Here is a 20,767-nt window from a genome sequence, read left to right on the forward strand (position 1 = left end):
GGAAAACTGTTCAAACTAGTTCTGTTTCGTTCCATCCCCGCAGACAGGAGGAGACGTGATGGGTACAAAAAAATTGGGAAAACAGACACTGGCCTTTGTCGCACCCCCCACCATCGCCGGTTACGCCAGTGTGGTGGGGAAAAAAGAGGGACAGGGACCTCTCGCAGGCGCCTTTGATCTCATCAATCAGGATGACAGCTTTGGGGAGTCCAGCTGGGAAAAAGCGGAGAGCACCATGCAGCGTATGGCGCTTGAGACAGCGTTGGATAAGGCTGGGCAGTCTCCCTCCGGCCTGGACCTTCTCTTCGCCGGTGACCTGCTCAATCAATGTATTGCCTCCTCCTTCGCCGCCCGTGGGCAGGATGTCTCCTTTCTGGGGCTCTACGGCGCCTGCTCCACTATGGCGGAAGGGTTGGCACTGGCCGCCATGGCCCTGGATGGGGGCTTCGGTGAACGGGCGGCAGCGGTGGCCTCCTCCCACTTCTGCTCGGCTGAGCGGCAATACCGCACCCCCCTGGAATACGGCGGGCAACGCACACCAACTGCCCAGTGGACGGTGACCGGCGCCGGCGCCTGTGTCCTCACTTGTCAGGGAACGGGACCCTGTATCACCCACGCTACCCTCGGCAAGGTGATAGACAAGGGCATCAAGGACGCCAACAACATGGGGGCTGCCATGGCCCCTGCCGCCTGTGATACGCTCGCCGCCCATTTCTCCGATACTGGCCGGCGGCCCTCTGACTATGACCTTATCGTCACCGGGGATCTGGGCGAGCTGGGCAAGTCCATCGTTTTGGACCTGTTTCGCTCTGACGGCGTGGAACTGCCCAACTACGACGACTGCGGCGTGATGATCTTTGACCTCCCCGCCCAGGACGTCCACTGCGGCGGCTCCGGCTGCGGCTGCTCTGCCGTCGTCCTCAACGGCTATCTGCTCCGGGGCATGGCGGCCGGGCGCTGGAAAAAGATCCTCTTCTGCGGTACCGGGGCTCTGCTCTCCCCCATTTCTTCTCTCCAGGGAGAGAGCATCCCAGGCATCTGTCACGCCGTGGCCATTTCTACCGGGAAAGGAGGATAATAGGATGGATGGTATTTTGCCCTATCTCCGGGCCTTCCTCTGCGGCGGGACCCTTTGCCTCATCGGACAGGTGCTCATCGACCGTACGAAGCTCACCCCCGCCAAGATCCTGGTACTCTATGTGGTATCTGGGGTGGTGCTGGGCGGACTGGGGATCTATCAGCATGTGGTCGATTTTGGCGGCGCTGGAGCCACTGTCCCTCTGACCGGCTTTGGGTATCTGCTGGCAAAAGGGGTGAAGGAAGCGGTCGCTCAGGACGGTCTCCTGGGGGCCTTTACCGGCGGCGTCACAGCCGCCGCCGGCGGAATCGCCGCCGCCATTTTTTTCGGCTGCGTGGTTGCGCTTCTCTTCAAGCCCAAGCCAAAAGGGTAAAAAAGGTCCGGCGTACCCCAGTACGCCGGACCTTTTGCTTGTTTAACAGATGAACATGGCGTCGCCAAAGGAAAAGAACCGATACCTTTCCCGGACAGCCTCCTCATAAGCTGCCAGGATATGTTCCCGTCCGGCCAGAGCGGAGACCAGCATCACCAGGGTGGACTCCGGCAGGTGGAAGTTGGTGACCAGGGCGTCCAGGACCTTGAAGCGGTAACCGGGATAGATATAGATGCTGGTCCAGCCGGCGGACTCCTTTAATGTCCCGTCTTCGGCGGCCCAGGACTCAATGGTCCGGCAGGAGGTGGTGCCCACACAGATCACCCGTCCGCCCCGCCGACGGGTCTCATTGATGGTCTCCGCCGTTTCCTTGGAGATCATGCAGTATTCGGCGTGCATCTCATGATCTGTGATCTCCTCCTCCTTCACAGGGCGGAAGGTTCCCAGACCCACATGGAGGGTCACATAGGCCAGAGAGACGCCCATCGCCTTGATCTGCTCCAGCAGATCCTTGGTGAAGTGGAGTCCCGCGGTGGGAGCCGCCGCCGAGCCCACTTCACGGGAGTATACCGTCTGATATCGCTCCGGGTCCTGGAGCTCCGCTTTGATATAGGGTGGCAGCGGCATTTTGCCCAGCTGCTCCAGCAGCTCCAGAAAGATTCCCTCGTAGTTGAAGCGGACCAACCGATTACCCCCCTCCAGGGTCTCGGTGACCTCTGCCGTCAGCAGCCCGTCCCCAAAGGACAGCTTGGTCCCGGGCTTCATTTTCTTGCCCGGGCGGACCAGGCACTCCCAGGTCTTGTCTCCCTTGTCGTTGAGCAGCAGCACCTCCGCCGCCCCACCGCCGGGCTCCCGGTGGCCCAGCAGGCGAGCGGGCAGCACGCGGGAATCGTTGAGCACCAGGCAGTCGCCCGGACGCAGCAGACTGGGCAGGTCGTAAAAGTGCTTGTGCTCCACCGCTCCAGTCTCTTTGTGGAGCACCATCAACCGGGAAGCGTCCCGCCGGTCCAGCGGCGTCTGGGCGATGAGCTCCTGGGGCAGATCATAATAAAAATCCGATGTTTTCAATTCAAGTTCCTGCTTTCCTTATGGTCTCTCACTCCACCGTGATATCGGTGAAATAGAAGGTCAGAATATCGATGTAGTCCATTCCCCGCAGAGCCATGGCGCGGGCGCCCTGCTGGCTCATCCCCACATTGTGGCCATAGCCTGAGCCGGTAAAGGTGATGGTACTCCCCGTGGAAGTGACCGTTGTGGCAGCCCCCAGCCGGTCAGTTCCCGAAGCGGTGGCCACATAGGGCGTGCCGGTGATGGCGCTCACCGCACCGTCTCCATTCACTGCATAGGCTCCGCTGATTGAAGTAAGGGCATCCGATGCACCATTCACATAATAGCTGCCACCCCCCTCCCCGATGGTGAAGCGGTTGGAACGCAGACCGAACCAGATGCGCATGGTCTCCGGCCCGAAGGACCATTTCTTCCCATTGGCGTCCACAAAAGTGATGGTCTTGGGGTTTCCCGTCTCGCTGAGCTCGGCCACATAGGCATCTGTGATGGCGCCGCAGTTATAGCCCTTGCTCCGGAGCTTATCGGCGGCCTGTGCCTTGCTGACCGTGACCGTCCAGTTGTACTGGGAGATCCCGTCTGCCAGGTCGGCCTCATAGGGATCGACGACCCCCTTTAGGTGGGGCAGATCGGCAGTGGAATTCCAGATATTCCTCACATCCTCCGTAGCGCCTCCATCACTGGCTGAGTAGTAGGTGACGGCCGGCTGTCCACGGTAGCGGACAAATTCCCCGGCGGTCTCCTCAACTGCCTGATCGGTGTTGGAATTGGCCTGGTTCAGGCCCTGGTACATCTGACAGTGGGTATTGTTGCACACGTCGAATCCGCTGCCGGCGTGGTTGGAGGAGATGGTGGCCGCATAGGTCCGGGCGCACACAGCCTGGGCCTTCAATGCCTCCAGGGGCCAGGCGTTGTTCATCTCGTAGGGCAGGACCCCCTTGATATAGTCCTCCAGATCCACGATGTTGATGACGGTGAGATTGCCGCCGTTTCGGCGGTACTGGAAGCCTCCGTAATAGCGATATCCTTTGAACCAGGTCACCGGCGTTACGCTGTCATCCAGACCGGGCTGGATACCCAGGCAGTCATTCTGACCACCGTCGAACTGGAAGATGGGGCGGCCCGTTTTTGTGACCACCACTGTGACCGCATAGCCGCTGGTCCCGGCCACCGCTGCATCGGTCAGCCCCAGGGCAGCCTGGGCCGCCAGGGCCGCCTCTTTGGTGGGATAAGCGCCTACCCGGACATAATAGGTTCCATCGATCCAGGCGGGGAATCCGTTGGTCAGCCCAGACGCTGCGGATTGGGCCTCCTCAAAGGTGGGATAGGTCATGGGGAGCTGGAGGTGGTAGCAGCCCACGGTCACCGCGCCGGCGCCATCCACATAGTTGCCCCCGGAGAAGGTGACATTCTGGGTCTTCACCATGGAGATCTGGGTCTCCGTCGTGCTCCCCACCTGGTGGAAGGCCAGGCCGTCGTCGTACCAGCCGAAGCGGTAGCCGTTCCCCACGCTGTTTTCCAGGTTGGCGCCGGGCAGAGCGGTACTGCCATAAAAGAGGCCTACCCGCAGGGTCTCTTTGATCCCGGCTGCCCCGGCAAAGGCCGCCGAGCAGCCAAGGAAAAGGGCGGCAGTCAGGAGAGCGGTTATCAGTCGCATCGTATGTTTGCCCATGAGGAAGCTCCATTTCTGTCAATTATCGGTTTACATTGTAAAAGAATTGTGCTACACTATCGAAAATACCCATACACATCTCTTTTGTCTTTCCCCCAGCTTGGACGGCTCTCCGTTGGCGCGAGGGATACAGAAGACATTATAGTACAAAACCCAACGCCAATGCAACCGCCGTTTTTCCGGCGGACAGGCACGTTGGGCAGGATTCCCGGATAGAATAGCAAAGAGCATATGATAAATGGAGGTCTGCGACATGGAAAAATACAAGGTAGGCGTGATCGGCGGCACCGGAATGGTCGGACAGCGTTTCATCACTCTGATGGAGCATCACCCCTGGTTTGAACTGGCTGTCATCGCGGCCAGCCCCCGCTCTGCGGGAAAAACCTATCAGGAAGCTGTGGGCAGCCGCTGGGCCATGGATACCCCCATCCCCGCGCAGGCCAGGGATATGGTGGTCATGAACGCCGAGGCCGACGTGGAAAAGATCACCTCCATGGTAGATTTTGTCTTCTCCGCCGTGGACATGAAAAAAGAGGAGATCCGCGCCCTTGAGGAAACCTATGCCCGCCACGAGTGTCCTGTGATCTCCAACAACTCCGCCCACCGGTGGACGGAGGATGTGCCCATGGTCATCCCGGAGGTGAACCCGGAGCACATCCAGGTCATTGAGGCCCAGCGGAAGCGGCTGGGGACAAAGCGGGGACTCATTGCGGTCAAGTCCAACTGCTCCATCCAGAGCTATGTGCCCGCCCTCCATCCCCTGCGCGGCTTTGGCCTGGAGCGGGTCCTGGTGTGTACCTATCAGGCCATCTCCGGCGCCGGGAAGACCTTCCAGTCCTGGCCCGACATGGTGGACAATGTGATCCCCTACATCGGCGGTGAGGAGGAGAAATCCGAGCAGGAGCCCATGAAGGTCTGGGGCCGCCTGGAAAACGGTGTCATCGTCAATGCCGCCAAGCCTGCCATCACCGCCCAGTGTCTCCGCGTCCCCGTCTCCAACGGGCACACCGCCGCCGTCTTCGTGGATTTTGAGAAGGTCCCCTCGATGGATGAGATGAAGGCCATCTGGGCGGAATATCGGGGCCGCGCCCAGGAGCTCAAGCTTCCTTCCGCCCCCGCACAGTTCCTCCGCTATTTTGAGGAGCCGGACCGCCCCCAGGCAAAGCTTGACCGTGACCTGGGCAACGGCATGACCATCTCCATCGGGCGGCTGCGCCCGGATACCCAGTACAGCTATAAATTCGTGTGCCTGTCCCACAATACCCTTCGCGGCGCGGCGGGCGGCGCGGTCGAGCTGGCCGAGCTGCTGTGCGCCGAAGGTTATATTGTCAAGGCGTAAGAGACAATAGAAACAGAGCTTCTTTGCGCCTCCGTGGACAGCATGCCTGTCTGATCGGGAGGTAATTCCAGAATGAGAGAACCTGTTTTTACCGGCGTCTGTCCCGCCCTCGTCACTCCCTTTGACGAAAAGGGCGCCATTGATTATGACCGGTTTGCCCAGCTCATTGATGAACAGATCGCCGCCGGCGTGGATGCCGTCTGTGTTGTGGGCACCACCGGTGAGAGCACGACCATGACCCTGCGGGAGCACATCGCTGCCGTTGACTTCTGCGTCAGGCGCATCAACCACCGGGTGAAGGTCATTGCAGGTGCCGGCAGCAACGACACCTCCACCGCCGTCTACCTTTCCCAGCACGCCGAGGACTCCGGCGCCGACGCCCTTCTCCACGTCACGCCCTATTACAACAAGTGCTCCCAAGCGGGCCTGATCCGCCACTATGAGCACATCGCTGACCGGACCGAGCTGCCCATCATCCTCTATCATGTGCCCTCCAGGACCGGCGTCTCCTTTACCGCCGAGACCTATGCGGTCCTCTCCCAGAACCCAAACATCAACGGCGTGAAGGAGGCCAGCGGAGACCTCAGCCTTGTCGCTCACACCCGCCGGCTCTGCGGCGATGACTTTTTCATCTGGTCCGGAAACGACGACCAGGTGGTCCCCATGATGGCTCTGGGGGCCAAGGGGGTCATTTCCGTGGCGGCCAACATCACCCCCAGGCTCATGGCAGACATGACCCACCTGTGTCTGGACGGCCACTTTGAAGAGGCCGCCCGGCTCCAGCTGGAGCATATGGACCTCATCGACGCCCTCTTCTCTGAGGTCAACCCCATTCCCGTCAAAGCCGCCTTCGACCTTATGGGGAAAGGGGTAGGCGGGCTGCGTCTCCCCCTCTGCGACCTCTCCCCCACCAACCGGGAACGCCTCCGGAGCGCCATGGAGCGGAGCGGTCTGCTCCCACCCCTTCGTGAGTAAGATCACAAGCGAAAGCGGCAGGCTGTGCAAAGCACAGCCTGCCGCTTTCGCATAAAAATGCCGTGGCGGTCCTGACCCTCGCAGATTGGGACCGTCACGGCATTTTTCATATCAATCTATATAGTGGATGGCTGTCAGGCATCTTCTGCCTCTCCACCTCCAGGGTTGCGGCCCGGCAGGGGCTCGCCGTTTCCGTCGATGCCCTTCTTCTCCAGGCGATGGTTGACCCACTCTCGGACCAGCGCATAGAGCACCGCAAAGGTGGGGACGCCCAGCAGCATGCCGGGAAACCCGAACAGGCCGCCGCAGACCACGATGGAGACCAGGACCCAGATGGCGGAGAGACCGGTGCTGTCCCCCAGGATCTTGGGCCCCAGAATGTTGCCGTCAAACTGCTGGAGGGCCAGCACCAGAACGGCAAACCGCAGGGCGGCCCACGGGTCCACAATGATGAGGATCATGATACAGGGCACAGCGCCGATGATGGGCCCAAAGAAGGGGATCACATTGGTGACTCCGATGATAACGGCGATCAGCGTATTATAGGGGATCTGGAGGATCAGGTTGAGAACAAAGCAGAGCACGCCGATGATGGCTGAGTCAATGAGCTTACCGTTGATAAAGCCGACAAAAATTCGGTTGGCCTGACCGCACACCCCCAGGAACCAGGACGCCTTTTTCTTGGGAATGGCGGCGTAGATGAGCTTCTTGAGCTGCGGCACCAGTCGGTTTTTCCCAGAGAGCATGTAGATGGAGGCGATAAAGGCGGTCAGGGCGGAGATGACGCCGCTACCCACGGCCACGCCCAGATTCAGGATCTGGGGCAGGGCCGCACTCACCTTTTCAATCGCGATGGAGGTTAGAGACTGCACAAAATTCTGGTAGGCGGTCAGCATCTCATTGATGCTATCCCCCTCCAGATTGAAGCGGATGATGAGCTCCTGCACGAAGGCGTCCAGACCGCGCATATAGGTGGACATATTGTTGACCAGCTCCACCGCGCTGCTCCAGACCTGGGGCAGAATGAGGTTGAGCAGAATGGCCAGGACTGCGGCAGCCAGGAGGTAAACTGTGACGATGGCCAGTGTGCGGCTATGCTTGTGGTCACAATAGACTTTTTCTTCAAAGAATGTGGTGGGCGTATTGAGCAGGTACGCAATGGCAAAACCGATGATGAAGGGAGAAAGCACACCCGTCACCATCGAGATCTTATCGCGCATGACATCAAACCGGTAGAGCACAAAATAGAACAGGATACCGATGAGCACGACGATCAGATTTGAGATCGTACGCGTGTCCAGCGGCCACGGTTTTTTCTGCACGGCATCAGGTCCCCCCTCATACATGATTGTTCTTATTGTAACATGGGCTGTTTCCCGTGTCTAATCATTCTTTCTTAAGAATCACAAAAGATTCTGAAAAGGCGGACGCCGTGCTCAGGCGTCCGCCCATTTCATCAGACCAGAACGGCCCGATGGAAGACCTTCTTCCCTTTTTTGATGGTGGCGCCCTCGCCCTCCAGCGCGGCGGCGGGCACCGTGGCGGCGGTGTCGGTCACCTTCTCGCCGTTGAGCTCCACGCCGCCCTGCTGGATGAGCCGGCGGGCCTCGCCCTTGGAGGGCGTGAGACCGCACTTCACCATCAGGTCCACCACCGTGATCTGGCCGTCGGTAAGGTCGGCGGCAGAGAGCTCGGTGGTCGGCATATTGCTCTTGTCGCCGCCGGTGGAGAACAGCGCCCGAGCGGCGTCCTGGGCCTTTTGGGCCTCTTCGGTCCCATGGACCAGCTGCGTGAGCTCAAAGGCCAGGATCTCCTTGGCGGTATTGAGCTGCGCGCCCTCCCACTTGTCCATCTCGTCGATCTGCTCAATGGGCAGGAAGGTGAGCATCCGCAGGCATTTGAGCACATCGGCGTCACCCACGTTGCGCCAGTACTGGTAGAAGTCGTAAGGGCTGGTTTTGTTGGGGTCCAGCCATACGGCACCGGACTGGGTCTTGCCCATCTTCTTGCCCTCGGAGTTGAGCAGCAGTGTGATGGTCATGGCGTGGGCGTCTTTGCCCAGCTTGCGGCGGATGAGCTCGGTGCCGCCCAGCATGTTGGACCACTGGTCGTCTCCGCCGAACTGCATGTTGCAGCCGTAGTGCTGGAAGAGGTGATAGAAGTCGTAGGACTGCATAATCATATAGTTGAATTCCAGGAAGGAAAGGCCCTTTTCCATCCGCTGCTTGTAGCACTCGGCCCGGAGCATATTGTTTACGCTGAAGCAGGCGCCCACTTCACGAAGGAGGTCCACATAATTGAGCTTCAGGAGCCAGTCGGCATTGTTCACCATCTGGGCCTTGCCCTCGCCGAACTCAATGAACCGCTCCATCTGCTTTTTGAAGCAGTCGCAGTTGTGCTGGATGGTCTCCGGGGTCATCATGTTGCGCATATCGGTGCGGCCGGAGGGGTCGCCGATGTAGCCAGTGCCGCCGCCAATGAGGGCGATGGGGCGGTTGCCCGCCATCTGGAGCCGCTTCATCAGGCACAGGGCCATAAAGTGGCCCACATGGAGGGAGTCCGCAGTGGGGTCAAAGCCGATGTAGAACACCGCCTTGCCCTCGTTGACCATCTTGGAGATCTCCTCCTCATTGGTCACCTGGGCGATGAGGCCGCGGGCCTTGAGTTCTTCATAACAGGTCATTTTTCTTGCATCCTTTCTTCCCAGGCCAGGCGAATGGCCCATGCCTGATACTCTAAAAATAGTGCATGCTCACAAGATTCCGCCGGTACCCATCTGAGCGCATGGTCATGCTCAACAGGCTCCCGGACCTGTGGGCCAAGGGCCGCCCGATAACACCGGCCCATCACATGGAGATACCGTCCGTCGCTGGGGGCAAAGAGATATTCCTCTCCGGTGCAGAGGGGCTCGCCCAGCACGATCTCCCGGCCCAGCTCCTCCAGGCACTCCCGCCGGAGACATTCCTCCGGGGTCTCCCCCGGCTCGATGCCGCCGCCGGGCAGGAAAAGCCCCCGGTCCGGGCCGCCCGCCGCCGGCGCCTCCACCAGAGCAGCGTTACCCGCGCCGTCCAGGATCACGGCATAAGCGCCCGCCCGGTCCCGATAGACCGCCCCGGGTTCCCTTTGGCCAAAGCTCCTGTGCTCCATCCCCTACGGTTCCCGCTTGGTCAGGCACTTGGGGCATCGCTCCGCGTCTCTCGGATATCGTGCGTGGCAGACAGGACATACCACCTCGTCAGAAACGTCCTCCATGGCATAGAATTCCAGTTTCTTGCAATCCCGGCAGCAGTAGATATCTCCCCGCCGCAGCGGAGACAGACCTCGCGCTCCATGGTCATTCCTCCTTGAATCATTCTGCTCTCTAACTCAATCAAAAAACGCCCCCTGTCCGTCTGGACAGAGGGCGTAGATACGCGGTACCACCTCTGGTTCACCCCTCCCTCGCGGGAGTGGGCCTCACGCCGTGCCATCACACGGCTGCGCGATAACGGGCGCACCCGACACGCCCTACTGCTTTCGGTTCAGGCGGCCGCTCCGAGGGGTATTCATCTCCAGGCCCTCTCCCCCTCCCACCACGCCGGGGGCTCTCTGTGCAGGGGTACTGAAGATTACTTTTCCTCATCCTTGCGTTGTATACGCCGGTCATTCTAACACAGCCTGACCGGGTTGTCAATCAAAACGTTTCACCTTCGCCTCGGGGCAGGCCGTCTGGGCCAGAAATTCAAAACGAAGCCGGTCCTCCTCGCTTTGAAACGCGGATCGGGGCAACAGCAGATAACCCTCCGCCCCACGGAAAAGGTAGTAGAACTCTTTGCTGCGCCAGAGCATTTTGAGGTCCCAATCCAGCAGGACCGCCGTCTCCTCATCCTGCCGGGACAGGTCCTCCCGGTTAAAAAGGAAAGACACCTGCCGCCCCAGGGCCGGATTTTTGTCATAAATCCGGCCCGGCTGGATGACATAGAGCCAGACCCCATAGAGGGCCACCATGGCGGAGAGGACCACCAGAAGGGTACAGAGAAAGCTCATCCGCTCCATCAGCGTTCCCATGACCGCAGCCGCCGCCAGGGCGACGATCAGGACCACCGCCTGGACCCAGCTCACCAGATGGCTTTTACGCAGGTAATAGCGTACCGCCCGGACATACTCCGCCCGGCTGAGGGAAAAGGTGACCCGCACCTCCTCCTGTTCGTCGTTTTGCTTCATGTAAGCCTCCGCTTGTAGGTCTCCGCACTCTCCAGCAGCTCGCCGGCCCCTGCCAATATGGCGGGTGTGATGTGGTCGCCGCCGGTGAGTCTGGCTAGCTCTTCCTGGCGGCGGCCGGCCTCCAGCCGTTCCACTGCCGTGTAGGTCCTGCCGTCCCGCTCCCCCTTCTCCACCGAGAAATGAGTATCGGCCATGGCCGCGATCTGGGGCAGGTGGGTGACGCAGAGGACCTGCTTGCGCCGGGCCACCTGGGCCATTTTCTCAGCCACCTTTTGGGCCGCCCGTCCACTGACGCCGGTGTCCACCTCGTCAAAGACCAGGGTGGTCACATCGTCGTTCTCCGCCAGCACATTTTTCAACGCCAGCATGATGCGGGAGAGCTCACCGCCCGAGGCGATCTTCTGAATGGGCTTCAAGTCCTCCCCCACGTTGGCAGACATGAGGAACTGCACCTCGTCCATGCCCGTCTCGTCCATGGCATATTCGCCGCCCTTGGCGGAAAATGCCACCTGAAAACGCACCTTGGGCATGTCCAGCTGCCGCAGCTCCTCCTGGATGAGCGTTTCCAGTTCTGCCGCCGACTGTTTGCGGGCGGCAGTGAGCTTCGCGCCCTCCGCTCTGGCCTTTTCCAGGGCAGAGGTCAGCTTCTTTTCCAGCCGGGCCAGGGTGTCGCTGGAATCCTGGATCTGTTCCAGCTCCGCCTTGCATCTGGCCAGGTAGTCCAGCATATCCTCCACCGTAGCGCCGTATTTTTTCCGCAGCCGGTAGATCACGTCCAGGCGGCTCTCCAGCTCGTCCAGCGCCCCCGGCTCAAAGTCCAGACTGTCCCGCAGGTCCCGGACCAGCTCCGCTGCATCGTCGGCGGCGCAACGCAGCTCAGTGAGACGCTGGGTCACATCAGCAATTTGGTCGCTGATGCCCCTGGCCCCGGAAAGAGACTGCTCCGCCGACATGATGAGGGAGACCGCCCCCTCGCGCTCATCATCTCCGGAGAGGGCCATATGGGCCCCCTCCACCGCATCGATGAGCTTGCCCGCGTTGCGAAGCACCTTTTTTCGTCCGGTGAGCTCTTCCTCCTCGCCCAGCTTCAGCTCGGCCCGCTCCAGCTCACCGATTTGGAAGGTCAGGCTGTCGATACGGCGGGCCTTTTCCGCCTCGTCCATCTCCAGGGCGGAGATCTCCCGCCGCAGCGCAGACATGGTCTCGTAGGCCGCCTTGAAGGCCGTCCGATGGCCCTCCAAGGCGCCGAAGCGGTCCAGATAGTCCAGATGGCAGGCAGGGTCCAGAAGCTGCTGGCCGTCATGCTGACCATGGATGTTCAGCAGCTGTCGTCCCAGGGCCCGGAGCTGGGAAACCGTCAGCGGCCTGCCATTGAGCCGGCACACATTCCGCCCATCGGAGAGGATTTCCCGCTGAATGAGAAGCTCCCCGTTCTCATCAGGCCCTATGCCGTTTTGCGCAAACCAGGGGAGGGCCGGCAGACGAGTGAATTGGGCGCTCACCACCGCAGCCTTTGCCCCGGTGCGGATCAGATCCCGGGAGGTCCGCTCTCCGATCACGGCGCCGATGGCGTCCACCACAATGGATTTGCCCGCGCCAGTCTCACCGGTGAGGGCGTTGAATCCATGGTCAAAACGGATGTCCGCCTCCTGGATCACTGCGATATTCTCAATATGGAGCAGCGAGAGCATCCGCACCACCTCCCCGCTTTCTGCATCTTATTGCAGCATCTTATGGATCTCATCGCAGAAGGACTCCGCCTTCTCGCTGTCCCGCATGATGAGAATGGCGGTATCATCCCCCGCCAGACTGCCCACCAGATCGCCGATCTCCATCCCGTCGATGGCGGCGCAGGCCGCTGAGGCCAGGCCCGGCATGGTCTTCAGGACCACAATGTTCTGGGCCCGGTCAAAGGCCGTCACACCCTCTTTGAAGATGGTGCGCAGGCGGCCGGCGATGTTCATACTGGTCTTGCGCCCGGACACAGCGTACTTATAGGTCCCGTAGCTGGTAAGCTCCTTGATGAGATGGAGTTCCTTGATATCCCTGGAAATGGTGGCCTGGGTAGAGGTGACTCCCCTGTCCTTGAGCTCCGAGAGAAGCTGCTCCTGGGTCTCCACGTCCACGTCCTCGATGATCCTCAGGATCTCCGCCTGCCGCTTGGATTTCATTTCCCCATCACGCCTTTCCTAATTTTTGATCGATGATCTCATAGAAACTGTGGTCGGTGAGCCGCACCAGCCGGGTAACGCTCCTGGAACGACGCACCTCCACGGTGTCGCCGCCACAGAGTTTGAACGCCCTCCCGCCGTCCACTGACAGGTAAGCAGTTTTCCTTGACAGTCTTCCCATCCGTACCGATACCACCCGATCCCGGCCCATGACCAGTGGCTTGGCCTGGAGCGAGTGGGCACAGATGGGAGTGACCAGGATATTTTCAGCTGTGGGCTCTACGATAGGACCGCCTGCCGACATGGAATAAGCAGTGGAGCCGGTGGGCGTGGCCAGTATGACCCCGTCTCCGGAAAAGGAATAGATCGGCACTCCATCTCCCCGGAGCGTCAGGTCGATGACCCGGGCCACCGCCCCCTTGGTGATGACGGCGTCATTGAGGGCCACATCCCGGGTAAGGATCTCCCGTCCCCGGCGTACCGTCACGTCCAGCATCATCCGATGCTCAGTGGAAAACTTCTGTTTCGGCAGCTGGGCCAGTGCCTCCAGATCTCCCTGCTCCAGCTCGGCCATAAAACCGACGCTGCCCAGATTGACGCCCAGAATGGGGATGCCGTGGGCGTTGGCATCCTTGGCGGCGTGCAGAATGGTCCCGTCCCCACCAAAGCAGATCAAAAGATCGGCGGTTTTGAGCTCCTCCTGCATGTTGCGGTAGTCCTGCCCCTTGGGGAGCTCTACATGGCTCCCCTGTTCCAGCGCGAAGGGGAGACACAGGGCGGTCTCCGCCCCGGCCGCCTTGAGGATGTCCCTGGCCCGGAGCGCCGCCTTCAATCCACGGTCCCGGTAAGGATTTGGGCTGAGCACCACTTTCACGGATGGGCTCCCCCTTCCAGTTCAGCGTGGGAAGCATCCACCAGAGCGGACAGATCCCCCGCGTAGGGCCCTCCCCTGCCCACTGTCAGGTGCCCCAGGTATTCGATGTTTCCCTCCGGCCCCCGAATGGGTGAAAAGGTTATATCCTTTACAGAAAAGTCGGCGTCGTCCGCATGGATCAGGAAATGCTCCAGCACCTCCAAATGGACCTTGGGATCCCGGACCACGCCCTTCTTGCCCACTTTTTCCTTTCCGGCCTCGAACTGCGGCTTTACCAGGCAGACCACCTGACCGTTGGGCCGCATGATACCGCGGAGGGCAGGCAAAATCAGGCGCAGAGAGATAAATGAGACATCCACGCTGGCCAGATCCAGCTCCTCGGGGATCTGTTCATGAGTGAGGTACCGGGCGTTGGTCCGCTCCAGAGGAACAACGCGCTCATCCGTCCGGAGCTTCCAGGCCAGCTTGCCATAGCCTGTATCAACGGCGTACACCTTGGATGCGCCGTGTTGGAGCATGCAGTCGGAAAAGCCGCCGGTAGATGCCCCGATATCGGCGCAGATCATACCGGTAAGGTCCAGGCCGAAGACATCCATTGCCTTGGCCAGCTTCAGACCGCCGCGGCTTACATAGGGAATGGCCTGCCCCCGTACCTCAATAACGGCCTCCTCAGACACGGCGGTCCCGGACTTGAGCACCTGCTGCCCGTCCACATAGACCCAGCCCCCCATGATGTCGGCCTGGGCCCGCTGGCGGCTTTCCGAAAGTCCCCGCTCATACAGCAGAACATCCAACCGCTTTTTACTCATGCTTCCATACCTCCATTGCCGCCTCATAAAGAGAGTGGCTGTCCAGTCCGCACAGGTGTCTGAGCTGCTCCACCGTACCTTGGGGGACAAATCGCTCACCGGTATTGCACAGTCGTACGGCCTTCAGAGCGATGCCGGCCTCAGCCAGCCCGGCGCACAGCCGCTCTCCTACCGAGCCCATGGCCGCCGCTTCCTCAGCCACCAGCAGCCGACCGGTCTTGGACACCGAGCGGCAGACGGGCACCAGATCCAAAGGGCACAGCCGGTTCAATTTGATGATCTCAGGGCGGCAGCCAGACGCCTCCAACTGCTCTGCCGCCGCCAAAAGGTCGGGATAGGTGGCTCCATAGGCGACAAGTGTAATTCCTTGCCCCTCTTTTGTTACCAAAGTGGGGACGGTCCCGGCGTCCTCGTGGTACCCTCCCTCTCCTCCGCGGGGATACCGCAGGGCAACAGGGCCGTTACACTCCAGCAGCCCATGGCGGAGCATTGTCGCGACTTCGGCGAAGCTGGAAGGGGCGTACAGCGTCATGCCCGGCACAGAGGAGAGGTAGGCCACGTCGAAAAGTCCGTGATGGGTCTCCCCGTCCTCTCCCACCAGGCCGGCCCGGTCCACACCGAAGACTACATGAAGGCCCAGAATGGCCACGTCATGGAGCAGCATGTCATAACCGCGCTGCAAAAAGGAGGAGTAGACGGCAAAAACGGGCAGACAACCCTGCTTGGCCAAGCCAGCAGCCATGGATACGGCATGTCCCTCTGAGATACCCACATCAAAAAAGCGTTTTGGGAACCGGGCCTCAAAGTCTTTGAGTCCGGTGCCGTCCCGCATGGCAGCTGTAATGGCGCACACCCGCCGATCCTCCTCTGCCAACTGGCACAGGGCCGCTCCGAAGGCCCCGGAATAGGATGGTCCGGATGGATGGAGGGACTCACCGGTCTGCACACAGAATTTTGAGACGCCATGATAAGCGTCAGGATTCTGCTCAGCTGGTGGATAGCCTTTCCCCTTTACAGTTCTGATGTGGAGCAGGACTGGCCCCTCCATATCCTTGGCATATCTGAGCAGTCTGGTAAGCCCGCGGACGTCGTTGCCGTCCACCGGTCCCAGATAGGTAAAGCCCATATCCTCAAAGAGACTGCACGGGAGCAGTGTCTCTTTTACCGCTGTCTTGACCTTATGGGTCACCCGATAGATGGTCTTGCCGCCGGGCAGGACGGACATGGCCTTCCGATAGCCCTTTTTGAAGCGCAAATACTGGGGCTTAAGGCGCTGATGGGCCAGATGCTGAGCCACACCGCCCACATTCTTGGTGATGGACATCCCATTGTCATTGAGGATGACCAACATGGGCTCCCGGCTCAGTCCAGCATTGGAGAGCCCCTCATAGGCCAGGCCGCCGGTGAGCGCGCCGTCGCCAATGAGGGCGATGACATGATAATTCTCCCCCAGCAAGGTCCGGGCCCGGGCCATCCCCAGGGCCACCGACACAGAATTGGAGGCATGTCCGGCAATAAACGCGTCATGGATGCTCTCGTTGGGCTTCGGGAAGCCGGAGAGACCGCCGAACGTGCGCAGCGTGTCCATGGCACTCCCCCGGCCGGTGAGCATCTTGTGGATGTAACACTGGTGTCCCACATCAAAGACCAGCCGGTCCCGCCCCGTGTCAAAGACACGATGGAGGGCCACGGTAAGCTCTACCACCCCCAGATTGGAGGCCAGATGACCGCCGGTTCGGGACACCATGTCAATCACACTGGAGCGCAGGCGGGCACACATGGCCTCCGCTTCACTATCTGTGACTTGTTTCAGGTCTGTGATCTCGTCGAACTCAATCAAAATGAATGTTACCTCCCGGCAGAAAAAACCGTGTTCATACTGCCAGCATCGCGCCCAGCAGTCCGATGGCGATGCCCAAGGCCGCCCCGGCGATGACTTGGATCGGCGTATGGCCCAGCAACTCCTTGAGCTGTGTTTCTGACGGCATTTCGCCCTTTTCCGCCCACTGCGCCATCATGTGGTTGAGGATCTTGGCATGCTTTCCCGCCGCCTGCCGGATATTGGCGGCGTCATACATCACGATAATGGCGATCACCACGCTGATGGCGAAAAGCGCAGAGCGCCATCCACACAGCTGTCCCGTCGCGGCAGAACAGGCACATACAAAGGCAGAGTGGGAACTGGGCATGCCACCGCTGCCAAAGACCCGCTCCAGGTCCAGCCGGTGTTCCCGACACAGGGGGACCAGCACCTTGATGATCTGGGCAACCGCCCATGCCGCCACAGCCAGGACCAGGATCCAGATTCCCATGCGGCGTTCGATCAGATCATATTCCATACCATCATTGCTCCCGTCCGGCCAACGCTTCGGCCAGCCAGCAGAGGAAACTGGACCGCTCCGCCCCAAAGCGGGACAGCGCGCACACAGCTTCGTCGGTCAGCTTTTTCACCAGCGCCCGACAGCCGTCCATACCCAACAGGCTGACAAAGGTGGTTTTCTCATTGGCCTGGTCCGAGCCAATCGGCTTACCCAGCGTCGCCTCATTCCCCTCCAGATCCAGCATATCATCCCGGATCTGGAAGGCCATACCCAGCTTTTCGGCGTAGAGACGGACTGCCTCCTGCTCCTCCCTCGTTCCGCCCGCCACGATACAGCCCATTTCGGCGGCAGCACTGAGGAGTGCGCCGGTTTTCAGTCTCTGGAGCTGCTCCACATCATAGCGGGATACTGCCCGTCCTTCGGCGGCCATGTCCAGCACCTGTCCCCCCACCATACCATGAGCGCCTGCCGCCCGGGCAAGGCAGGCCGCAGCGGCCACGACCCGCTGTGGCGGAAGCGGACTGTCCTCTCTCAGCGCAATCTCAAAGGCAGCGGTCAAAAGACCGTCTCCAGCCAACACGGCAGTGGCCTCGCCATAAATCTTATGATTGGTGGGCTTGCCCCGCCGGAGGTCGTCGTCGTCCATACAGGGCAGGTCGTCGTGGATCAGCGAATAGGTATGGATCATCTCCACTGCACAGGCAAAGGGCATGGCCAGAGCTGGGTCGCCGCCGCACATGCGGCAGACCTCCAGGGTCAGTACTGGCCGGACCCGTTTTCCTCCTGCCAGAAGGCTGTACTCCATGGCGTCATAGATATCGCCGCGGGGCTCCCGTCCTTGAAAACAGGCCCGCAGAGCAGTTTCCACCTGCTCCTGAAGTGCGTTCAGATGGGCTTTCTCATCCATGGGTTCACGCTCCCTCTGTAAATGGCGCTTCTGACGGCATGCCATCGGCTCCGCCGGTCAGCTGCCGAACCTTCTGCTCGGCCTTGTCCAGCAGACCAGAGCATTGCTTCATGAGCTTGGTCCCCTCTTCAAAGAGCTTCAAGGACTCCTCCAGAGGGGCGTCCCCACGCTCCAAAAGTCCCACGATCTCATCCAGACGGGACATGGCTTCTTCAAAGGTCTTCTTTTTCTCTGCCATTACTGCCTCCTCTTTCCCTCTACACGGCAGTCCAGATTGCCGTCAGAGAGCCGCAGGGTGAACCTGTCCTCTGGCCGGACCTGCTCCACGGAGGAGAGGATCTCCCCTGCCTCAGTCCTGGCCAGGCTATATCCCCGCCCCAACACCTTGAGGGGGCTCAGGGCATCCAATGAGGCCGCCAGTCGTGCGAAGTGTTCCCGCTTCCCCGCCATGGCGGCGGTGAGCCCGTGGGCCAGCTGCCGGCTCTGATAATCCAGGAGCATCCGACGGTCCTGGAGGGCAGACATGGGGTCCCGGAGGGCCCTGCATGCCTCCATTCGGGCCAGGTCCCGTCGGCTGCGGTCCAGTCTGCCCTCCAGCAGAGCCATCATCCGCTCCCTACGATGGCCCAGCGCCGCCGCCACCTCGTTCTGGTCGGGGACGGCCAGCTCAGCGGCATTGGAGGGGGTAGCCGCCCGCAGGTCAGCCACAAAGTCGGCGATGGTCACATCCGGCTCATGCCCCACAGCGGAGATCACCGGAATAGAGCAGTCATAGATGGCCCGGGCCACGACCTCTTCATTGAAGCACCACAGATCCTCCATAGAACCGCCGCCCCGCCCTGCGATGAGGACGTCGGCCAGCTGATGGGCGCTGGCATAGCGGATGGCTCCGGCGATCTCACGCGCTGCCTCCGCCCCCTGGACCCGCACCGGCAGCAGCAGCACCTCCGCCATGGGCCAGCGGGCGTTCAGGATGCGGAGCATATCCCGCACCGCCGCCCCCACCGGGGAGGTCACCAGCGCGATGCGCTCCGGGTATCGGGGCAGGGGCTTTTTGTGGGCGGGGTCGAAAAGCCCCTCCCGATAAAGCCGCTCCTTGCATTGCTCAAAGGCCACATGGAGATCCCCTACCCCGTCGGGGGAGAGCTCTGCACAGTACAGCTGATACTGGCCGTCCCTTGGAAAGACGGCCACTCGTCCGAAGGCGATGACCTTCATCCCGTTCTCCGGGCGAAAGCGCAGTCGGGCCGCCTCCCGCCGGAACATAACGCACCGGATGGCGCCCCCCTCGTCCTTCATGGAAAAATAGTGATGCCCGGAGGGATAGGTCTTATAGTTGGAGAGCTCACCCCGGACAAAGACGCCGCTGAGGAAGCCATCCCGGTCCAGCAGCTCTTTCAGATAGCCGTTGACCTGGCTGACGGTATAGATCTGCCGCTGTGTGCTCATTGCGGACCTCCCATGCTGAGGGCCCGGTGGGTCAGCACCGCCACGCCCAGCGCGTTGTCGGCGGAACAGACCGGAGGTGCGAAGACCGCATCGGGCAGGTACTCCCGCAGCAGGCTGTTGGAGGCCACGCCGCCGGAGCAGAGCACCGGCAGTCCGGGATACTGCTCCAACGCCCGTTCCGTGGTCCTTCGGATGGTGTCGGCCACGGTGGTCACTGCAAACCGGGCCACATCGGCAGCCGGTGCGCCCGACGCAGCCATATCCTTCACCTTGTTTTCCATGCCGGAAAGGGAAAAGGTCAGACCGTTCAGCTTCACAGGGAAGGGCCGGAGCCCCCCGCCCTCCCGGCTCAAAGCGTCCAGGGCCTTTCCAGCCGGGAACTTCAGCCCCAGCGTCACGCCCGTGCGGTCAATGAGCTGCCCGGCGGAGATATCGCTGGTGCCGCCGATCTTACGGGGCAGAACGCCCGGCCCATCCGGCTCTACGTACAGCAGCTCCGTGGTGCCACCGGAGAGATGCCAGGCAAGCAACGGCTTGTCCAACAGCTCCAGACGGCCCGCGCCCCAGGCGACGGCGGCAATGTGCCCCTGCTGATGAGCGCAGGGATAAAACGGAACGCCCAGGGTATCCGCCAGGATGCGGCCTGCCGTCTCTCCGGCCAGGAAACAAGGCATGTAAGAGCCATCCACCCATCTGGGTTTGACACTGGCCCCTACGGCGGTGATCCCCTCCAGCCGGCCCTCTGCCCGCAGCCGGTCAAAAAGCTCCGGCAGACGCTTGACGTGCTGAAACAGGGCGTCGCTCTGGCGCAGGCCGAGACTGCCCGCCTCCACATCCAGCAGACGGCCCAGCTGGTATCCGTCCGTCCCGTCAAAGAGGGCCGTGGAGGTGGTGTAGTTGCTGGTGTCCAGACCCAGGCAGCGCTGGGGACTCACTTCGTCTCCCCCGCAGGCGCGGAAGCCCGCTCCGGGGGAAGCTCTCCCCGGACAAAGGCCCCCAGGATTCCGTTGATGAAGGAAGCGGTCTCCTGAGTCTCGTAGTGCTTGGAGAGCTCCACCGCCTCGTTGATGGCCGCCGCAGCGGGAATGTCAGGCATGTAGAGGATCTCATACATGGCAACCCGCATGACAGCCGCCGCCATACGGGAGATCCGGGAAAAGGACCAGCCGATGGCATACTTGGCGATGTAGCCGTCCAGCTCGGCGCCGTGCTCGTCGACCCCCTTCACCAGGTCCTGAATGTACTGGCGCTGCTTCTCATTGGGGAATTCCTGATAAAGGGGGTCTTCCCCGCTGAGCTGCTGGAAATTCTCCCGGCTCAGGGACTCCTTGAGCAGTTCATCGGCGCTCTCGTTAGAAAAGCCCAGCGCAAAGGCCATATGAACTGCGATCTCCCGGGCGTTGCTCCTGGTCATGGTCGTTTCCTCCCAAAATTCTCTTTCTGATGCATATTCATTATATACAGTTTTCTGCGGAAAATAAACCCCTAATTTCCGATATGGGACAATAAAAAGAGCATTGAGCGCATACCA

General features: G+C 60.9%; 21 protein-coding genes and 1 other annotated feature. Of the genes, 4 read left to right on the plus strand and 17 right to left on the minus strand.

The features are described 5' to 3' along the window. The first annotated feature begins 58 nt into the window (after nucleotides 1-58). Together spoVAD and spoVAE are read left to right on the plus strand one after the other, a co-directional pair. Nucleotides 59-1,078 carry a stage V sporulation protein AD gene (spoVAD, locus tag Q0Y09_RS11195; RefSeq protein ID WP_297721557.1) on the plus strand — a complete coding sequence of 340 codons (1,020 nt, stop codon included), beginning with the start codon at nucleotides 59-61 and terminating at the stop codon, nucleotides 1,076-1,078. Nucleotides 1,079-1,082: 4 nt separating this feature from the next. Then, complete coding sequence (gene spoVAE / locus Q0Y09_RS11200) at nucleotides 1,083-1,451, plus strand: stage V sporulation protein AE (protein ID WP_297721559.1); 369 nt, start codon at nucleotides 1,083-1,085, stop codon at nucleotides 1,449-1,451. A 42-nt stretch (nucleotides 1,452-1,493) separates the two neighbouring features. Here the strand turns inward: spoVAE and queA are convergent, their stop codons facing one another. Continuing rightward, nucleotides 1,494-2,519: a tRNA preQ1(34) S-adenosylmethionine ribosyltransferase-isomerase QueA gene (queA, locus tag Q0Y09_RS11205; protein WP_297721562.1), complete on the minus strand. Its 1,026-nt coding sequence runs from the start codon at nucleotides 2,517-2,519 to the stop codon at nucleotides 1,494-1,496. Nucleotides 2,520-2,547: 28 nt separating this feature from the next. Beyond that, nucleotides 2,548-4,173 carry a SpoIID/LytB domain-containing protein gene (locus Q0Y09_RS11210; RefSeq protein WP_297721566.1) on the minus strand — a complete coding sequence of 542 codons (1,626 nt, stop codon included), beginning with the start codon at nucleotides 4,171-4,173 and terminating at the stop codon, nucleotides 2,548-2,550. Nucleotides 4,174-4,441: 268 nt separating this feature from the next. Here Q0Y09_RS11210 and asd point away from each other — a divergent pair, with 268 nt between their 5' ends. Beyond that, a complete protein-coding gene (asd, locus tag Q0Y09_RS11215) occupies nucleotides 4,442-5,527 on the plus strand; it encodes an aspartate-semialdehyde dehydrogenase (RefSeq protein ID WP_297721569.1) in 1,086 nt (361 codons plus the stop codon). A 72-nt stretch (nucleotides 5,528-5,599) separates the two neighbouring features. Beyond that, complete coding sequence (gene dapA / locus Q0Y09_RS11220) at nucleotides 5,600-6,502, plus strand: 4-hydroxy-tetrahydrodipicolinate synthase (RefSeq protein WP_297721572.1); 903 nt, start codon at nucleotides 5,600-5,602, stop codon at nucleotides 6,500-6,502. Between the two features lie 134 nt (nucleotides 6,503-6,636). Here dapA and Q0Y09_RS11225 read toward each other — a convergent pair whose 3' ends face one another. The 15 genes from Q0Y09_RS11225 to nusB all read right to left on the minus strand — a co-directional run bounded on the left by Q0Y09_RS11225 (nucleotide 6,637) and on the right by nusB (nucleotide 20,650). Further along, nucleotides 6,637-7,824, minus strand: coding sequence for an AI-2E family transporter (locus Q0Y09_RS11225; RefSeq protein WP_297721575.1), 1,188 nt, complete (start codon nucleotides 7,822-7,824; stop codon nucleotides 6,637-6,639). A 134-nt stretch (nucleotides 7,825-7,958) separates the two neighbouring features. Further along, the gene (gene tyrS, locus Q0Y09_RS11230; protein WP_297721579.1) at nucleotides 7,959-9,185 is read right to left on the minus strand and encodes a tyrosine--tRNA ligase; all 1,227 of its coding nucleotides are present in this window, start codon (nucleotides 9,183-9,185) and stop codon (nucleotides 7,959-7,961) included. After that, entirely contained in the window at nucleotides 9,182-9,649 is a 468-nt protein-coding gene (locus Q0Y09_RS11235) for an NUDIX domain-containing protein (protein WP_297721581.1), read from the minus strand. Before Q0Y09_RS11235 ends, tyrS begins: the two co-directional genes overlap by 4 nt. A gap of 249 nt (nucleotides 9,650-9,898) precedes the next feature. Further along, nucleotides 9,899-10,136 (minus strand) — a binding site (T-box leader). A gap of 35 nt (nucleotides 10,137-10,171) precedes the next feature. Beyond that, nucleotides 10,172-10,705 carry a hypothetical protein gene (locus Q0Y09_RS11240; RefSeq protein WP_297721584.1) on the minus strand — a complete coding sequence of 178 codons (534 nt, stop codon included), beginning with the start codon at nucleotides 10,703-10,705 and terminating at the stop codon, nucleotides 10,172-10,174. Further along, nucleotides 10,702-12,396, minus strand: a complete 1,695-nt coding sequence (gene recN / locus Q0Y09_RS11245) for a DNA repair protein RecN (protein ID WP_297721587.1) — start codon at nucleotides 12,394-12,396, stop codon at nucleotides 10,702-10,704. Before recN ends, Q0Y09_RS11240 begins: the two co-directional genes overlap by 4 nt. Before the next feature lie 27 nt (nucleotides 12,397-12,423). Beyond that, the gene (locus tag Q0Y09_RS11250; protein ID WP_297721590.1) at nucleotides 12,424-12,876 is read right to left on the minus strand and encodes an arginine repressor; all 453 of its coding nucleotides are present in this window, start codon (nucleotides 12,874-12,876) and stop codon (nucleotides 12,424-12,426) included. A 7-nt stretch (nucleotides 12,877-12,883) separates the two neighbouring features. Next, complete coding sequence (locus Q0Y09_RS11255; protein WP_297721593.1) at nucleotides 12,884-13,750, minus strand: NAD(+)/NADH kinase; 867 nt, start codon at nucleotides 13,748-13,750, stop codon at nucleotides 12,884-12,886. Next, nucleotides 13,747-14,559 carry a TlyA family RNA methyltransferase gene (locus tag Q0Y09_RS11260; protein ID WP_297721596.1) on the minus strand — a complete coding sequence of 271 codons (813 nt, stop codon included), beginning with the start codon at nucleotides 14,557-14,559 and terminating at the stop codon, nucleotides 13,747-13,749. The genes Q0Y09_RS11255 and Q0Y09_RS11260 overlap by 4 nt, the downstream gene beginning before the upstream one ends. Then, a complete protein-coding gene (gene dxs / locus Q0Y09_RS11265) occupies nucleotides 14,552-16,399 on the minus strand; it encodes a 1-deoxy-D-xylulose-5-phosphate synthase (RefSeq protein ID WP_297721600.1) in 1,848 nt (615 codons plus the stop codon). Before dxs ends, Q0Y09_RS11260 begins: the two co-directional genes overlap by 8 nt. Before the next feature lie 34 nt (nucleotides 16,400-16,433). Then, complete coding sequence (locus tag Q0Y09_RS11270) at nucleotides 16,434-16,898, minus strand: divergent PAP2 family protein (RefSeq protein WP_297721603.1); 465 nt, start codon at nucleotides 16,896-16,898, stop codon at nucleotides 16,434-16,436. Nucleotides 16,899-16,902: 4 nt separating this feature from the next. Further along, complete coding sequence (locus tag Q0Y09_RS11275) at nucleotides 16,903-17,787, minus strand: polyprenyl synthetase family protein (protein WP_297721606.1); 885 nt, start codon at nucleotides 17,785-17,787, stop codon at nucleotides 16,903-16,905. Between the two features lie 4 nt (nucleotides 17,788-17,791). Beyond that, entirely contained in the window at nucleotides 17,792-18,025 is a 234-nt protein-coding gene (gene xseB, locus Q0Y09_RS11280; RefSeq protein ID WP_297721609.1) for an exodeoxyribonuclease VII small subunit, read from the minus strand. Continuing rightward, nucleotides 18,025-19,236, minus strand: coding sequence for an exodeoxyribonuclease VII large subunit (gene xseA / locus Q0Y09_RS11285; RefSeq protein ID WP_297721613.1), 1,212 nt, complete (start codon nucleotides 19,234-19,236; stop codon nucleotides 18,025-18,027). Before xseA ends, xseB begins: the two co-directional genes overlap by 1 nt. After that, a complete protein-coding gene (locus Q0Y09_RS11290) occupies nucleotides 19,233-20,171 on the minus strand; it encodes a DNA-binding protein (RefSeq protein WP_297721616.1) in 939 nt (312 codons plus the stop codon). Before Q0Y09_RS11290 ends, xseA begins: the two co-directional genes overlap by 4 nt. Beyond that, nucleotides 20,168-20,650: a transcription antitermination factor NusB gene (gene nusB / locus Q0Y09_RS11295; protein WP_297721619.1), complete on the minus strand. Its 483-nt coding sequence runs from the start codon at nucleotides 20,648-20,650 to the stop codon at nucleotides 20,168-20,170. The genes Q0Y09_RS11290 and nusB overlap by 4 nt, the downstream gene beginning before the upstream one ends. Nucleotides 20,651-20,767: the final 117 nt, after the last annotated feature.

The sequence above is a fragment of the Intestinimonas sp. genome, assembly GCF_026169115.1.
In the GTDB taxonomy this organism is placed as follows: domain Bacteria; phylum Bacillota; class Clostridia; order Oscillospirales; family Oscillospiraceae; genus Intestinimonas.

Bases quoted from the DNA above. Each gene is read 5' to 3' on its own strand.
- spoVAD (WP_297721557.1), top strand. From the start codon at position 59: ATGGGTACAAAAAAATTGGGAAAACAGACACTGGCCTTTGTCGCACCC.
- spoVAE (WP_297721559.1), top strand. From the start codon at position 1,083: ATGGATGGTATTTTGCCCTATCTCCGGGCCTTCCTCTGCGGCGGGACC.
- Q0Y09_RS11210 (WP_297721566.1), bottom strand. From the start codon at position 4,173: ATGCGACTGATAACCGCTCTCCTGACTGCCGCCCTTTTCCTTGGCTGC.
- asd (WP_297721569.1), top strand. From the start codon at position 4,442: ATGGAAAAATACAAGGTAGGCGTGATCGGCGGCACCGGAATGGTCGGA.
- dapA (WP_297721572.1), top strand. From the start codon at position 5,600: ATGAGAGAACCTGTTTTTACCGGCGTCTGTCCCGCCCTCGTCACTCCC.
- tyrS (WP_297721579.1), bottom strand. From the start codon at position 9,185: ATGACCTGTTATGAAGAACTCAAGGCCCGCGGCCTCATCGCCCAGGTG.
- Q0Y09_RS11235 (WP_297721581.1), bottom strand. From the start codon at position 9,649: ATGGAGCACAGGAGCTTTGGCCAAAGGGAACCCGGGGCGGTCTATCGG.
- Q0Y09_RS11240 (WP_297721584.1), bottom strand. From the start codon at position 10,705: ATGAAGCAAAACGACGAACAGGAGGAGGTGCGGGTCACCTTTTCCCTC.
- recN (WP_297721587.1), bottom strand. From the start codon at position 12,396: ATGCTCTCGCTGCTCCATATTGAGAATATCGCAGTGATCCAGGAGGCG.
- Q0Y09_RS11250 (WP_297721590.1), bottom strand. From the start codon at position 12,876: ATGAAATCCAAGCGGCAGGCGGAGATCCTGAGGATCATCGAGGACGTG.
- Q0Y09_RS11260 (WP_297721596.1), bottom strand. From the start codon at position 14,559: ATGAGTAAAAAGCGGTTGGATGTTCTGCTGTATGAGCGGGGACTTTCG.
- Q0Y09_RS11270 (WP_297721603.1), bottom strand. From the start codon at position 16,898: ATGGAATATGATCTGATCGAACGCCGCATGGGAATCTGGATCCTGGTC.
- Q0Y09_RS11275 (WP_297721606.1), bottom strand. From the start codon at position 17,787: ATGGATGAGAAAGCCCATCTGAACGCACTTCAGGAGCAGGTGGAAACT.
- xseB (WP_297721609.1), bottom strand. From the start codon at position 18,025: ATGGCAGAGAAAAAGAAGACCTTTGAAGAAGCCATGTCCCGTCTGGAT.
- xseA (WP_297721613.1), bottom strand. From the start codon at position 19,236: ATGAGCACACAGCGGCAGATCTATACCGTCAGCCAGGTCAACGGCTAT.
- nusB (WP_297721619.1), bottom strand. From the start codon at position 20,650: ATGACCAGGAGCAACGCCCGGGAGATCGCAGTTCATATGGCCTTTGCG.